This window comes from Citricoccus parietis (assembly GCF_042433045.1).
GTDB classification, from domain to species: Bacteria; Actinomycetota; Actinomycetes; order Actinomycetales; family Micrococcaceae; genus Citricoccus; species Citricoccus parietis.
Genome location: NZ_JBHLWH010000028.1, coordinates 141,681 through 154,915 on the forward strand (window position 1 = coordinate 141,681; position 13,235 = coordinate 154,915).

Annotated in this window: 14 protein-coding genes; 8 read left to right on the forward strand and 6 right to left on the reverse strand. The window is 69.8% G+C overall.

Features of this window, described 5'->3' with window-relative positions; genetic code table 11:
* Window positions 1–79: 79 nt before the first annotated feature.
* The gene (locus tag ACFFIO_RS11075; protein ID WP_378041784.1) at window positions 80–1,231 is read right to left on the reverse strand and encodes a ScyD/ScyE family protein; all 1,152 of its coding nucleotides are present in this window, start codon (window positions 1,229–1,231) and stop codon (window positions 80–82) included.
* Window positions 1,232–1,591: 360 nt separating this feature from the next.
* Between ACFFIO_RS11075 and ACFFIO_RS11080 the strand changes: the two genes are divergently transcribed.
* Window positions 1,592–2,587 carry an NADP-dependent oxidoreductase gene (locus ACFFIO_RS11080; RefSeq protein WP_378041785.1) on the forward strand — a complete coding sequence of 332 codons (996 nt, stop codon included), beginning with the start codon at window positions 1,592–1,594 and terminating at the stop codon, window positions 2,585–2,587.
* Window positions 2,588–2,626: 39 nt separating this feature from the next.
* Here the strand turns inward: ACFFIO_RS11080 and ACFFIO_RS11085 are convergent, their stop codons facing one another.
* Together ACFFIO_RS11085 and ACFFIO_RS11090 are read right to left on the reverse strand one after the other, a co-directional pair.
* Window positions 2,627–2,785 carry a hypothetical protein gene (locus tag ACFFIO_RS11085; RefSeq protein WP_378041787.1) on the reverse strand — a complete coding sequence of 53 codons (159 nt, stop codon included), beginning with the start codon at window positions 2,783–2,785 and terminating at the stop codon, window positions 2,627–2,629.
* 7 nt (window positions 2,786–2,792) lie between these two features.
* Complete coding sequence (locus tag ACFFIO_RS11090) at window positions 2,793–3,167, reverse strand: hypothetical protein (protein ID WP_378041789.1); 375 nt, start codon at window positions 3,165–3,167, stop codon at window positions 2,793–2,795.
* A gap of 213 nt (window positions 3,168–3,380) precedes the next feature.
* Between ACFFIO_RS11090 and ACFFIO_RS11095 the strand changes: the two genes are divergently transcribed.
* Window positions 3,381–3,815 (forward strand): OsmC family peroxiredoxin, encoded by a 435-nt coding sequence (locus tag ACFFIO_RS11095; protein WP_378041791.1) that lies wholly within the window; start codon window positions 3,381–3,383, stop codon window positions 3,813–3,815.
* 39 nt (window positions 3,816–3,854) lie between these two features.
* Here the strand turns inward: ACFFIO_RS11095 and ACFFIO_RS11100 are convergent, their stop codons facing one another.
* A complete protein-coding gene (locus ACFFIO_RS11100) occupies window positions 3,855–4,880 on the reverse strand; it encodes an MsnO8 family LLM class oxidoreductase (RefSeq protein WP_378041792.1) in 1,026 nt (341 codons plus the stop codon).
* 105 nt (window positions 4,881–4,985) lie between these two features.
* Between ACFFIO_RS11100 and ACFFIO_RS11105 the strand changes: the two genes are divergently transcribed.
* From ACFFIO_RS11105 to ACFFIO_RS11120, 4 genes are all read left to right on the forward strand, one after another.
* On the forward strand, window positions 4,986–5,573 hold the full coding sequence (locus ACFFIO_RS11105) for a dihydrofolate reductase family protein (protein ID WP_378041794.1): 588 nt from the start codon (window positions 4,986–4,988) through the stop codon (window positions 5,571–5,573).
* Between the two features lie 92 nt (window positions 5,574–5,665).
* Window positions 5,666–6,013, forward strand: a complete 348-nt coding sequence (locus tag ACFFIO_RS11110; protein ID WP_378041796.1) for a PadR family transcriptional regulator — start codon at window positions 5,666–5,668, stop codon at window positions 6,011–6,013.
* Window positions 6,010–7,002 carry an HAAS signaling domain-containing protein gene (locus ACFFIO_RS11115; protein WP_378041797.1) on the forward strand — a complete coding sequence of 331 codons (993 nt, stop codon included), beginning with the start codon at window positions 6,010–6,012 and terminating at the stop codon, window positions 7,000–7,002. The genes ACFFIO_RS11110 and ACFFIO_RS11115 overlap by 4 nt, the downstream gene beginning before the upstream one ends.
* A gap of 243 nt (window positions 7,003–7,245) precedes the next feature.
* Window positions 7,246–7,947 (forward strand): C40 family peptidase, encoded by a 702-nt coding sequence (locus ACFFIO_RS11120; protein ID WP_378041799.1) that lies wholly within the window; start codon window positions 7,246–7,248, stop codon window positions 7,945–7,947.
* Window positions 7,948–8,047: 100 nt separating this feature from the next.
* Here ACFFIO_RS11120 and ACFFIO_RS11125 read toward each other — a convergent pair whose 3' ends face one another.
* Window positions 8,048–10,714 (reverse strand): hypothetical protein, encoded by a 2,667-nt coding sequence (locus tag ACFFIO_RS11125; RefSeq protein WP_378041800.1) that lies wholly within the window; start codon window positions 10,712–10,714, stop codon window positions 8,048–8,050.
* 142 nt (window positions 10,715–10,856) lie between these two features.
* On the opposite strand from ACFFIO_RS11125, the gene ACFFIO_RS11130 reads away from it, so the two are divergent.
* A complete protein-coding gene (locus tag ACFFIO_RS11130) occupies window positions 10,857–11,756 on the forward strand; it encodes an amidohydrolase family protein (RefSeq protein ID WP_378041802.1) in 900 nt (299 codons plus the stop codon).
* Here the strand turns inward: ACFFIO_RS11130 and ACFFIO_RS11135 are convergent.
* A complete protein-coding gene (locus ACFFIO_RS11135; protein ID WP_378041804.1) occupies window positions 11,750–12,535 on the reverse strand; it encodes a helix-turn-helix domain-containing protein in 786 nt (261 codons plus the stop codon). The two genes, ACFFIO_RS11130 and ACFFIO_RS11135, sit on opposite strands and share 7 nt — an antisense overlap.
* A 144-nt stretch (window positions 12,536–12,679) precedes the next feature.
* Here ACFFIO_RS11135 and ACFFIO_RS11140 point away from each other — a divergent pair, with 144 nt between their 5' ends.
* Window positions 12,680–13,186, forward strand: coding sequence for a VOC family protein (locus ACFFIO_RS11140; RefSeq protein WP_378041806.1), 507 nt, complete (start codon window positions 12,680–12,682; stop codon window positions 13,184–13,186).
* Window positions 13,187–13,235: the final 49 nt, after the last annotated feature.

Here is a 13,235-nt window from a genome sequence, read left to right on the forward strand (position 1 = left end):
CCTGGAAAGGTCCCGGGCGCCGTCCCTGCGGCTTCTGATCCGCAGGGACGGACGCAGGGACGGGCCCGACAAGGAACGGTCAGCCGCGGCCCCCCTTCCGTTCGTACGTGACCAGGGCGCCGTTGCCGAACGTTCCCGTGGTGGCGTAGAGCGTGGAGCCGCCGAAGGCCACATCGGCAGGCGATTCCGCTGCGAAGAGGGTCTTGGCCGACGACCTGCCCCTCTTGATGACGGAGACCTCCCCGCCGAACATCTCGGCCACCACGATGTCCCCGTTCCGGTCCACGTCCAGACCGGTGGTGCCATGCATGCCGGTGGCCACGGCCCGGGCCTTCCCTGACCACGGATTGACCCGGTACACCGTGCTGATCGGCATCATCTCTCCAGCGCTGCCCTGGAGTGTGGAGACGTAGAGGTTCCCATCCCGTCCGACCCGCACGTCCGTGGGCACCGGTTCGACGGTGTAGTCCGCCCCGACGACGCAGTCCGGCAGGGCCAAGCCCGAATCCGGAGCACCCAGTTGAGCATCGAAGCCGGCCTTCAGCTCCGCCGTCATCGTGATGGTGGTGGCGGGAAGCACGGCCACCGTGGAGATGCGCCGCGTCTTCAGGTTGACCTTGAGGATCGCGTTCGCCGCGGCATCGGCCACATAGGCGGTGTTCCCGTGGACGTCGAGTTGGTAGGCGTGGGACTCCACGATGCCCCGGTAGCGGTTGAGGGGCAGGCCGGTGGTCTCCTCGAGCACCGCCACCTCGGCGGCACAGGTGGCGTCCAGTCCGCGCAGCCCGTACGTCTTCCGGCGATCGGGATTGTTGCGGTTCTCGTAGGCGATGAAGTCCCGGCTGACCACCGTCCGCTTTCCACGCTCGGAGGTCTTGACGAGATGGCTGGTGGGACCGCGGCCGTAGTCGGACTCGATATGGAAGGTGGAGCCCTTCGACACGTCGATGCCGACCAGCTCGTTGCCCATCTCCTCGCTGACGGGAGGCCGCATCTGGTGGACGGTGGTGACGGTTCCCCGTCTGCTGACCTTGGACAGGGTGCCCGTGAAGCTCTGGGTGACGTAGGCCGAACCGTGGTGGCCGGCTGCAACGGACAGGGGGCCAACGAGACCCTGCGCCACCGTCTCCGGGGCGGGTGGGGTGGGCGAATGGGCCTGGGCGGGTGCTGCGATGAGGGTGACGGCGAGGGCCAGACAACTGGCCGCGGCTGCCGCACGGTGCGTGCGCATGGAGATCCTCCGAAGGGTGAAACGGCTGCCAGTGGACCGTCCCGGGCGGGACGGACCAGTGCCCAAGCGCGGAGCCGGGGGAGGCCTTCAGCGCGCGGGAACAGCAGGAGAGTATGGCCGGGAAGGCAGGCCGGTCCATCCCCGGCCACCGCTCAAAAGACAACCGCCGGACCGACGTGTTGCGGCGTCGGCGTCGGGCCATGTCAGGTCATGTCAAGCTCTCGAATGCACGCATTTTGTGGAGGTTCGAGCCAGATGGGTTCGGAGCTGCACACCCGGCGGCCGCGCCACTGCGGGATCGGGGACCGGCGCCGTGCGGACCGGCCTCCGTTCACTGGCGGGACCTGGTTAGATGACCGCATGCGAGCTTTCGGATACACGGAGTACGGCGGTCCCGAGGTCATGCACCACCTCGAGATGGAGGACCCGATGCCCGGTGAGGGGCATGTGCTGATCCGCCTGGCCGCCGCCGGCGTGAACCCGGCGGACATCAAGGTCCGGTCGGGGTTGCGCCGGGATCGGATCGAGGTCCGGTTCCCCATGCCCATGGGCCGTGAGGCGGCCGGGGAGGTGCTCGGCGTCGGCCCCGGGGTCACCGGGTTCCGTCCCGGAGACGCGGTGTTCGGCTCGACGGCGGCCGGGACGGGTGCGTTCGCCGAACAGGTCCTGCTCAGTGCGGCCGGCACGGCGCTGCGACCCGAGGCGGTCTCCACGGAACAGGCGGCCTCCCTGCCGGTGTCCGTGTGCACCGCCTTCGACGCCCTGGGCGAGCTCGATCTTCCCGACGGTGCCACGCTCCTGGTGCTCGGAGCCGGGGGCGGCGTGGGGACGGCCGCCTGCGGCTTGGCTCGGGACCGCGGGCTGATCGTGCTGGGCGTGGCCTCGGAAGCCAAGCGGCCGATCGTCGAGGAACTGGGCGCGCGCCATGTGGTCAAGGGGGACGGCTGGACCGAGAGGGTGCGGGCCCTGGCCCCGGACGGGGTGGACGGCGTGATCGACACCGTGGGCGGTGGGACCCTGCGCGAAGCAGCAGGACTCCTCCGGGCCGGCAGCGGGGCAGGAGAGTCCGGGCAGGGTTCCGGGCGGGGAGGGGCAGAGCGGGGACAGTCCGGCCCGAACCGTCCGTGCGTGCTGCCGCTGCGCAGTGTGGCCGACTACGACCTGGCCCGCGAGCTCGGCGGGGCGCCCGTCACCCGCCGCCGCACCACCGCGGTCTACTCGCAGGTCGCCGAGCTGGTGGCCGCGGGGCACTTCACCCCCGTGGTCTCCACCGTCTATCCGTTCGAGGATGCGGCGGAGGCGGTGGCCGCCGTCGAGTCCGGCAGTCCCGTGGGCAATGTGGTGGTGACCGGCTGAGGATTGCGGGTGGCTCTGATGGCGGTCGACCGCGCGAGGTCAGACGGCGGTGACCCAGGGCCGCAGGAGTTCGCCGAGGTGCTCCTCGGAGCGATAGGGCACCACGTCGAAACCCCCGAGGCCGGCACCGGCCTCGGGACGCCGGCCCCAGTCCTGACGGAACTCGAGCACTGCGACCTCGTGGTCCACGAGCGTCACCACCACGCTACGGCGGCCCGGCGGGGTGGCCTCGATGACCAGGGTGGCGGCAGACTCCCAATAGAGCCGCGCAGCGGGGCCGCCATCGGGCGGGCATGCCCGAGGTGCCCATGAAGTGCCCGACGACCACGAGGGCCAACCCGCCGAAGAAGCCCACGGACCAGGCGATGCCGCTGGCCGGCGTCGGGCCTCCGGCGGCGAAGACATTGGCCACGGGAGTGGAGAGTCCCATCAGGACGAAGCCTGCGCCCATGGGGACCATGGCCGGTCCGTGGTGGCCTGCGTAGATGAGGGGTCGGGAGAGCCACCGGCGGTTCCAGCCGGCGTAGGCACCCCAGCCCAGCACCAGGGAGACCGCGCCGATCAGGATGAAGAACCACACGATGCCGCTCCCTCCTCGGATGGTCAGTGACGCGTGCCGCCACCGCAGGGCACCGCCGCCGAGTGTATCGACGATGGACCTCCGAACACTGACAATCCGGAGGCATTCTGGTTACGGTGGCCTCGGTGGTGCGGAAGATGCGGCTACGAGTGCTTCGGGTTCGTTGCAGATCTCCCACACCGAACTACGTCCAGACGTCACAGGAGGAACACCATGCCCCGTCCGATCGTCAGCAAGGCCAGCACCCAGTGGGACGGCGACCTCTTCACCGGTTCCGGGACCACCGCCCTCGAGACGTCCAAGGCAGCCTCCTTTGACGTGAATTGGAAGGCCCGGGCCGAGGAGGCGGGGTCCACCACGAACCCCGAGGAACTGCTCGCCGCCGCCCACTCCACCTGCTACACCATGCAGTTCTCCAACATGCTCAAGGAGAACGGCACCGCCCCCACCCACCTGGAGACCACCGCGGACGTCACCTTCGAGGCCGGCGTCGGCATCACCGGCATCATGCTGGTCGTCAAGGGCCAGGTCGAGGGGATCTCCACCGAGGACTTCGTGAAGATCGCGGACCAGGCCAAGGACCAGTGCCCGGTGTCCCAGGCGCTCGCCGGCGTCAAGGACATCACCGTGGACGCCACCCTGGCCTGAGGCGAGGCCACTGTGGCCTGAGAACGGGTGGTTGCCCTCTCAGGCGAACAACCCCGCCACGAGTTCGTCCGAGCGGCGCTGGCCGGCCGGATCGCTCATGCCGCCGGTCACCAGCAGCTCATCGGCGCCGGTGAAGTCCACCAGCGACTCCACCGCCGCGCGGACCTCGTCCGGGGTGCCGTGGATCCCGGAGGCGAGGTTCTCCTCCACGCGCCGCCGGTCGCGGTCGGTGACGGAGCCGGCGTCGCTCCCGCTGCGCAGCCTCGCCCGGATGTCCGTGACGGGTTCCAGGGCGCGGAACTCGCCCTTCACCCTCGACTGGGCCAGCGCCCAGGCCTCCGGCAGGACCAGGTCCCGCGCCGCCTCGCGGGTGTCCGCCACGGCGAGGTTCACCGAGACGATGACGTAGGGCTCCGCGAACCATGGGGAGGGGCGGAAGTCGCGGCGGTAACGGGCGAGGCCTTCATGTCCCCCTTCGCCGCGGCGCTGAAACAGGGACGGCCCGCCCACGACGACGGCCAGCCCGGCCTCCGCGGCCCAGCGCAGCCCCTGCCCGGTCGCCAGGACGAACACCGGGGTGGCCGCACGGTCCTGGGGGCGTGCGGTGAACGGACCGGTGCCGCCGAGGAACCGCAGCAGTTCGGCGAGGTCCTCCGGGAACTGCTGCGCGGCCTCCTTGTCCCGGCGCAGCGCCGCCCGGACGGCCGGGGTGAAGCCCACGGAGCGGCCCAGGCCCAGGTCGATGCGTCCGGGGTACAGGGCTTGGAGGGTGGCGGTCTGCTCGGCCACGACCAGGGGCTGGTGATTCGGCAGCATGACCCCGCCGGAGCCCACGCGGAGCCGGTCCGTGGCTGCGGCGATGGCGGTCATGAGCAGGGTAGGCGCGGAGCCGGCGATGCCGGGCACGCCGTGGTGCTCGGCCACCCAGAACCGGGAGTATCCCAGCTCCTCCGCCCGTTGGGCCCGGGCGATGACCCTCTTCAGCACCTCGGCCTCGGTGGACCCCTCGATCGTGTTGGCGCGGTCGAGGAGGGACAGGGGCAGGCTGGCAGGGTGCGAGGTCATGTCCGGCATAACGGGATCGTCGCACGGAATATTGCCGGGACCGGCGGACCCGGAGGCCGGCCGTGGGACCTGCCGGCCGACGTCGGGCCTTGCTACCGTGCGCGCATGGCCGTCATCTACGAAACCGCCGCCACCCTCAACGGATTCCTCGCGACCGAGGACGACTCCCTGGACTGGCTCTTCGAGATCCCCGGAGAGCAGCCGGACATCACGGACTTCATGGACTCGGCTGCCGCCATGGTGATGGGCTCCACCACCTATGAATGGGTGCTGGCGGCCGAGGACCTCGTGGCCCATCCGGAGAAGTGGGTCTCGTCCATGGGGCGGAAACCGGTGTTCGTGTTCTCCACCCGGGAGCTGCCCGTTCCGGCCGGCGCAGATGTGCGGATCCTCGACGGCGACGCCGGCCGGCACCTTCCCGAGATCCGGGCGGCAGCCGGAGACGGCGACATCTGGATGATGGGCGGCGGGGGGCTGGCCGCCCAGTTCCTGGCGGCCGGCGCGCTGGACCGGATCGCCATCACCCTGGCACCGGCGACCCTGGCCCACGGGAGGCCGTTGTTCTCCGGCGACGTGTTCTGGGACCGGCTGCGGCTGCGGTCCGCCGAGAAGATCGGGGAGTGGGCCCGGCTCGTCTATGACGTCACCCCTGCCGAGCCCGGCACGACTCCGACGACCATGCCGTCTCCCTGAGGTAGTCCGCGGGACCGGTTCGTCATCACGTGAAGAGACGAAAACGTTCTTCTCTGTTGTATTAGTGTGTGGCACACAGTAAAGTGTGAGGCGTGAACGAAGAACTGGCTTCCGCCCTCGCCACCCACCGGCAGGAATTGCGGCGCGGCACCCTCGTGGTTGCCTGCCTGCTGGCCTGCCGAACCCCTCGCTACGGGTACGCCCTGCTGGAGTACCTCGCGTCCGCGGGCCTGGACGCGGAGGCCAACACGCTCTACCCGCTGCTGCGCCGACTGGAAGGTCAAGGTCTCCTGAAGGCGGAGTGGAACACGGAGGAGCCCCGTCCACGGAAGTACTACAGCCTCACCGAGGACGGAGCCGGGATGGCGGACGAGCTCCGGGACGAATGGACACGACTGACGGCCAGCATGGCCACCCTCTGGAAGGAATCACCACGATGACCGCATTGACCCGTCGTTACATTGACCAGGTCGTCGCGCATCTGCCCGAAGGACCGCGCGAGGACATCTCCCGTGAGTTGGCCGCCCTGATCTCGGACATGCAGGAGGAGCGGCTCGCCACCGGAGCCGGTGAGTCTGCCGCCGAGCGTGACGCCCTGGAGGAGCTCGGTGACCCGGCCCGGCTGGCCGCCCGGTACCGCAACGCCCCGAACTACCTGATCGGGCCCGAGCTGTACCCGGTCTACGTCCGCTCACTGCAGTGGCTGGTGCCGGTGGTCCTGGTGGTGTGCCTGATCGCCAACATCGTGGTGTATTCCACCACGGAGCCCGAGGGACATATCGGGGCCATGATCGGGCAGATCGTGGGGCCGCTGATCAGTGCGATGTTCTGGCTCCTGGGATCCGTGACCCTGTTCTTCTGGGTCTTCGAACGCGTTGCCCAGCCTCGGGACCGGGCCGCCGTCGCACGGGACGGAGCCCGGCACTGGAGTGTCGACGACCTGGAGATCGAGGTGGCCCACGCACGGGAAGCCCGCTCGGAGGCCATCGGTGGTCTGGTCATGCTGCTACTCCTGGCTCTGGTGCCGCTGATCCCGACCACGTTCTTCTATGTGGGGCATTTGAACGACGGCGGACCGTTCGTCAACCAGGATCTGTGGTCCTTCTGGCTCCCGGCCTACTACGTCCTCCTCGCAGTGGAGGCGATGCTGGGCATCTGGACGATCGTCCGGGGCCGCACCACTCGGCCCCGACTGGCGGCCAGGGCTGCGCTCGACGTGGCGGCCGGTGTGTTCTTCACCGTGCTGGTCCTGACGCAACAGGTCATCGACCCCGCGATCGACTCGGACATCCTCCAGACCTCCGGCGCCGCGGACTGGGTGGACGTGCTCTATCTGGTCGTCATCTGGGGAGTCGTCCTCTGGGATCTGTATGTCTGCGTGAAGATCTGGCGGACCGTGGGAGTGCCGGAACGCCTGGTCACGGCGTGATAACGGCGTGAGTCGTGCGCAGCGTGTTTGTGCGGGCTGATTCGACCCAGACGGCGGTCAGGTGCTGTTCAGGCGGTCGCAAGGTTGCGGTTTAATAACGAGTGTGTACCTTTAAGTAACGGTCCGATAACCCCAGCGGATGTCGGACGGTGACCCATTCCAGCCTGTGAAGGCCACGGGGTGAGCGCTGTCCGGATCCGGGGACCGCCGTGTGTACACCGTCGTCAATCAAGGTATGAATCCATGAACTACCCCACCCGCCGTGACCGCCTCGCCGCCGAGCTGCAGGCCCGCCGGTCCCGCCGTCGCCGCTCCCTAACTGTCGGCGCCCTCGGCGTGACCACCGCTGCTGGCGCCCTGCTGGCCGGGGTGGCCCCCGCCTCCGCCAACGATGGCTCGCAGCAGGCCTCGTCCTACCAGGACTGGAGCTACCAGGGTGAGTCGACTGGCTCGGCCTCCTCCACCTACTCATCGTCCAGCTCTGCCGCGGACTACTCCAGCGCCTCGGCCGGATCTTCGAGCGAGGGTGCCACCTACCAGCTGGCCTCCTACTCCTCGACATCCGGCTCTTACGGAGCAGCGGCGGACTGGGCCGTATCCACCGCCAATGACTCCTCTGTGGGCTACACCTACGGCGGCAACGGGCCGTCCGCCTATGACTGCTCCGGATTCACACAGAGCGCCTTCGCTCAGGCCGGCGTGGACATCCCGCGGACCTCCGGCGCGCAGTACTCCGGGGCTAACCAATATGTGGGGTTGGACGAGCTGCAGGTCGGTGACCTGGTGTTCTGGTCCAACAACGGGTCGGCCTCCGGCATCTACCACGTGGCTGTGTACGTGGGTGACGGAAAGATCGCCCACGCCCGCAACTACACCGAGGGTGTCTCCGTCACCGACGTGGACTACAGCCCTTGGAACATGATGGGCACGGCCGCCCGGTACTGATCCGATTCCGTAGCCACTCTCATCGTGCCGGGCCACAGTGATCACCACTGTGGCCCGGCACGATTGGTGTGACTGTACTGAACCGAATGTCCGGAAAGGGTCAGCCGAACCGCTGACTGCGCAGCAACTCGTCGGCGCGCCGCGCCACATCGGCCTGCTGGGTGGTCAGGGTCGTCACCAGGCGTCGCACGTGGCGGGCGCGGGCCTCCCATGCCTCTCCGCGCTGTTCCCGGCGCGGCAACCGTTCCAGGGCGTCCACCTCGCGCCAGGCGGTGACCAGCGCGGATTCGTAGAGCCGCTGGTCGGCCTGCTCGGCCCGGCCACCGGTCGCCGAGTCCAGGCCGAGCACCGCGACCATGTCCAACCGGGACAGGTCCAGGCCCAGGGCGAGCTGCTCGAGGTCTGTGCGCAGCCCGGCCAGTTGACGGCGGACCGCTGCGGTGCCCACCCGGCGCCGGCCGGCTTCAACCACGGCCAGGCCGAGCATGATGACGGTCAGGATCCCGGTCCACGCGCTGAGGAAGACCGCCCAGAACACGGCTGCCGGGCTCACGTTGTCCACGGAGAGGCGGTTGTACTCCATGGCCCGTCCCAGGTCCTCCAGCTCGTAGGCGATCCACCAGCCGAGGGAGACATCAGCCATGTCACCGGTGCCGTGCACCGTGGGTTCGGTTCCGGTGAAGGCGTAGGCGCCCAACCTGCTGCTGACGCCCATGCTGAACTCGCCGGTGAGGAAATTGTCGAACGCGTACGTGCCGTCCTGCAGGATCCACACGGGCAGGATGGCCTGGCCCAGGGCGACGTCACCCGTTCGTGGATCCAGCACCTCCGGGAACTCTGCGGCCACGTCCTGCTTCACCTGTTGCTGCGCCTCGAGCAGGTCCCAGTAGTCGATGGCGATGCGATGGTCATATTCCGGGTCCGGTGCATAGTCGATGTATTGCTCGGCGGGGAGGACGGCCACTGTCAGCTCGACGTCGGCCGGCAGCAGTGCGCCCTCGTCGCTGTATTCGAGGGACTTCGCCATGAGTTCGCGAACGTAGTCCAGGTCCAGGCTCTCCGCGTGGGTCTGCGGCTCGGTGTCCCGAGGCTCCACCGGTCCGGCCAGTGCCGCCGGATCGCCGTAGACCTGCAGGCCCGCCAGGGGGCGGTCACCGGTGAGGGTCCGACCGTACTGGATGTGGCTGTCCTCGATCTGCGCTGAGACCACGAATCCGACCCCGAGGGAGAACAGCAACGGCAGTACGAGGACGAGCAGGCCGTAGGGAACCCTGGCTGCAGCTGCCGACGCCGGAGGTGGCGGCGTCGGCTGGCCGTGCTTCGCATGGCGATCGATCACCTCCAGCACCCGCTCGGTGGCCTGCAGGGGGCCGAGGTCGACGCCGTGACCCAGACCCAGGGCGGTGCGCAGGCCCGTGAAGGAGTCGGTGGCCCCGGCCGTGGCGGCGGAGACCCTGGCACGCGAACGCTCGTCCACCGCCTCGTTCACGGTCCGCACATGGGTGGCGTTGGGGATGGTCTTCGGTGAGGCCACGTGCCGGGACATCCGGAGGGCGGTGGCGCGGACGTCCTGCTCCACGGCGTTCCACCGTTCCAGCAGGTCACCGTGCCGGGAGACCAGCTCCGCGGCCTGTTCCTCCGCATGCTGGTCGGCGACCTCCTGGGCGATGGCCAACAGGCGCGCTCGGTGCGCCTCCAGCGCGCGCGCCTCGGCCGGGTAGCGGTCATGATGCGCGAGCACCTCGTCGATGGACTGGAGCAGGGGCAGCGCAAGCCGATCCAGGACGGACCGGGACCCGGCATGGCCGGAGCGGACCTCGGCGGCCTGGGACAGGACGTCGGCCCGGCGTTGCAGGTCCAGGGTGTCCGCCGCGAACTGCTGGAGATCGGCCTCGAGCCGCTCCGCGGTCCGGGCCTTCAGAGGCGGGGAGGTGCGGTCTAGGTCCGCCACCAGAGACTGCTCCGTGCGGGCCAGGTCACGGGTGAGCTCGCGGACCCGCTTCCAGTCGTTCTGCAACCTCGCGTGCAGGTGCCGATCGTGCTGGGACCCGGCCACCTCCACCCGCAGCTGCAGGGTCTCCAGCTCCAGGACGGCCCGGGCCAGCCGCAGTTGGGCCTCGCCGAAGGCCCGGTACCTCGCGCGCTCGTCACGGCGCCGGCCGATCCAGCGGTACATGACCAGGATGGCGATGAACATCGGCAGTGCGGCCAGGGGAGCCCACAGCAGCGGGGTGCGGATGCCGGAGTCGAACTTCAGGTCTGCGGCCGTCAGGGCGGCGCCGATGATCGCGTGGGGTCCGTGGCCGAGGGTCCTGTTGTTGACGAAGGTCTCGCGGATGGTGGCGGCGGTCGAGTAGTCGTCGCCATAGTCCTCCCCGGCGAAGGCCACACGGGTGGCGTCATGCAGCGAGAGGTCCGGATCCTCGGGATCATCCCCGATGGAGAGCATGATGTCCGCATCACCGGTCTCGCCGTTGCTGTACTCGTCCCACTCCAGTTCGCGCTCGACCACGTGCAGGGTGAACGGCTCATGGCCCAGCGCGATCCCCTCGGCAGCGGCCTCCACCGATTCCTGGGTGATGCCATGGGGCAGCCCCTCGTCCACCACGAAGGTGATGGGTTCCGTGGGCTGGGCGGTGACCTGCTGGAGGCCGATGGCACCGAGCACCACGGAGACGCCGGCCAGGGACACGGCCAGAAAGGGGAAACGGGAAGGGGGCCGCCGGCGCAGCGGGCGGCCGGGGGGTCGCTGCGAGGGGCCGGGCACGGGCGCCATTCTATGGGCTCGGATGGCCTGGGCGCGGATGGCTTCAGGACCGTGACCCGTAGGATGCCAGCAGGTGAGAGCCGGTTCCGCGGACCCGATCCACTCACCCCACCCCGCCGTCCCCTCCCTGAGGAGCCATCCCGTGACCCAGACCCCGGCGCCCCGCACGGACGAAGAGATCCGTCCCTACCTGCAGTCGCTGGGACTGCCGGGCCTGGTGGACCTGCACGTGCACTTCATGCCGGACACCGTCCAGGAGAAGGTCTGGGCCTTCTTCGACCGGCAGGGCGAGGATGGTGGACTGCCGTGGCCCATCGCCTACCGCGCGGGGATCGAGGAGCGTGTCCGCCGCCTGGACGCGCTGGGCGTCACCGCCTACACCACCCTCAACTATGCGCACCGGCCCGGAATGGCCTCCTGGCTCAACGAGTTCTCCACCGCCTTCGCGGCCTCCCATCCGCACGCCATCCACTCGGCCACGTTCTACCCGGAGCCGGACGGGACGTCGGCGGGACAGCAGGTCGCGGACGCCCTGGGGGCCGGCGTCAAGGCCTTCAAGGTGCACGTCCAGGTCGGCGGGTTCTCCCCGCTGGACCCCGCCCTGGAGGAGGCCTGGGCACTCCTGGAGCAGGCAGGGACACCGGTGGTCATCCACTGCGGCGACGGCCCGCACCGGGGCGAGTTCACCGGGATCGGCCCCGTCCGGGCGCTCGCCGACCGCCATCCCGGCCTCGTGCTGGTGATCGCGCACGCAGGCCTGCCCGACTACCGGTCCTTCGCCGAACTGGCCGCCGAGCATCCGAACGTCTACCTCGACACCACCATGGTCGGCACCACGGCGATGGAGCTGCGCGCCCCGATCCCGGCGGACTACCCGGAGAGCATGGCCGCACTGGACGGCAAGGTGGTCTTCGGCTCGGACTTCCCCTCGATCCCCTACCCCTACAGCCACCAGATCGAGGCCCTCGTGGGCTGGGGACTCGGGGACGAGTGGATGCGCAACGTCCTGTGGAACACCCCGCGCCGGCTGCTCAGCTACTGACCACCCCGGTAGGTGCGTGGCGTCCGCCCCAGTACCGTGCGGAAGTCCCGGCTCAGATGGGCGTGGTCGGCGTAGCCGAGCTCGGCGGCGATGTCCGCGATCGTGACGGCCGGCTCCTCACGCAGCCGGACCGCCGCCTCCTGCTGCCGGTACCGGCGGATGATCGCCAGCGGGGTCACGCCCACATGGCTGCGGGCGAGCCGCTGGACACCGCGGACCGAGACGCCGAGCCGCCCGGCGACTTGCTCCACCCGCACGATCGACCGATCCGTCGCGATCAGCTCCTCCATCGCGTTGGCAAGCCGGCCCGCCGCGTCCGGCGGGACCATCCGGTCCTCCGCCCACCGGGCGAAGGCCGAGGCGGCCTCACCCCGGGCGGTCGCGCCGTCGTCGTGCGCCATGGCGGCCTCCACCGAGGCCAGCAGGTCAGGGGCCACGAAGGGCGCCTCGGTGTCCCGGAGCCGGTCCGGCTCCAGGTTCAATTGCACGACGCCGGCCGGGCGCAGCAACGCGCCCACCGCCCAGCCGGTGCCCGTCAGGTCGCGGAACGAGGCCCGGGTGGATGGACCCGTGAGGGACACCGCGCCGGGCTGGACAACGAGGTTGGAGGCGGGGAACGGCAGGACCTCCTGGCGTGAGGTCCGGCCCGGGGCCAGGTTCCACTGCGGGATCCAGAACCAGCGCAGGAGAGCCTCGAGTCCGGCAGGGGCTGGGACGCGGTGGAAGGTGGGGAGCCGGGTCGGGTAGAGGATGCCGCGGGGATCATCCGGCGTGGTCACGGGTGGCGCTCCTCTCGGACTGGGTGGCTGGGTGGGCGGCTGCGAGGTGGCCGCGGGGAATGCTGCGTGGCCGGCGGAGGGGTGATCCCGCAGGTGTCGCGAATCTGCAAGCCCCGGGGTGGAACCCGGGTCTACGGTGAGTCCATGAATGAACAGGACATGCCCCGGCTCGGGGTCACTGGAGAGCATACGACTGCCGGCGTGCCGGCGGGATACACGAGCCTGACTCCGTTCCTGGCGGTGGCCGGGGCGAAGGAGGCCATCGAGTTCTACCGGGAGGTCTTCGGCGCCCGCGTCCTGGGCGTCACCGAGATGGGCGGCGTGGTGGTGCATGCCGAGCTGGACTTCGGCCAGGGCCGGTTGCAGCTGGGTGAGCCCCACCCGGACTTTGGGCTGGTGCCGGCCCCCGCCGGTGACGAGGACTGCTACTCGATGGGGCTGTACTGCGCGGACGTGGACGGCCTGGTGGCCCGGGCGCAGCGGGCGGGGGCGACCGTCCGTGAGCCGCTGAGCACCTTCGTCTCCGGGGACCGCTTCGCCTCCATCCGGGATCCCTTCGGCATCCGGTGGTCGCTGATGTCCCGTGTGGAGGACCTGACCGAGGCGGAGAGTGGACGGCGGGTCGCCGAGTGGGCGGCCGCGCAGGGCTGACGCAGGAGCGCCAGGGATCCATAGCTCTCGTGGTGCAGCCTGTCCTTCA

Excerpts from the sequence above, each read along its gene's own strand:
- ACFFIO_RS11105 (WP_378041794.1), top strand. The coding sequence starts at position 4,986 with ATGGCCGTCATCTACGAAACCGCCGCCACCCTCAACGGATTCCTCGCG.
- ACFFIO_RS11075 (WP_378041784.1), bottom strand. The coding sequence starts at position 1,231 with ATGCGCACGCACCGTGCGGCAGCCGCGGCCAGTTGTCTGGCCCTCGCC.
- ACFFIO_RS11115 (WP_378041797.1), top strand. The coding sequence starts at position 6,010 with ATGACCGCATTGACCCGTCGTTACATTGACCAGGTCGTCGCGCATCTG.
- ACFFIO_RS11140 (WP_378041806.1), top strand. The coding sequence starts at position 12,680 with ATGAATGAACAGGACATGCCCCGGCTCGGGGTCACTGGAGAGCATACG.
- ACFFIO_RS11100 (WP_378041792.1), bottom strand. The coding sequence starts at position 4,880 with ATGACCTCGCACCCTGCCAGCCTGCCCCTGTCCCTCCTCGACCGCGCC.
- ACFFIO_RS11080 (WP_378041785.1), top strand. The coding sequence starts at position 1,592 with ATGCGAGCTTTCGGATACACGGAGTACGGCGGTCCCGAGGTCATGCAC.
- ACFFIO_RS11095 (WP_378041791.1), top strand. The coding sequence starts at position 3,381 with ATGCCCCGTCCGATCGTCAGCAAGGCCAGCACCCAGTGGGACGGCGAC.
- ACFFIO_RS11120 (WP_378041799.1), top strand. The coding sequence starts at position 7,246 with ATGAACTACCCCACCCGCCGTGACCGCCTCGCCGCCGAGCTGCAGGCC.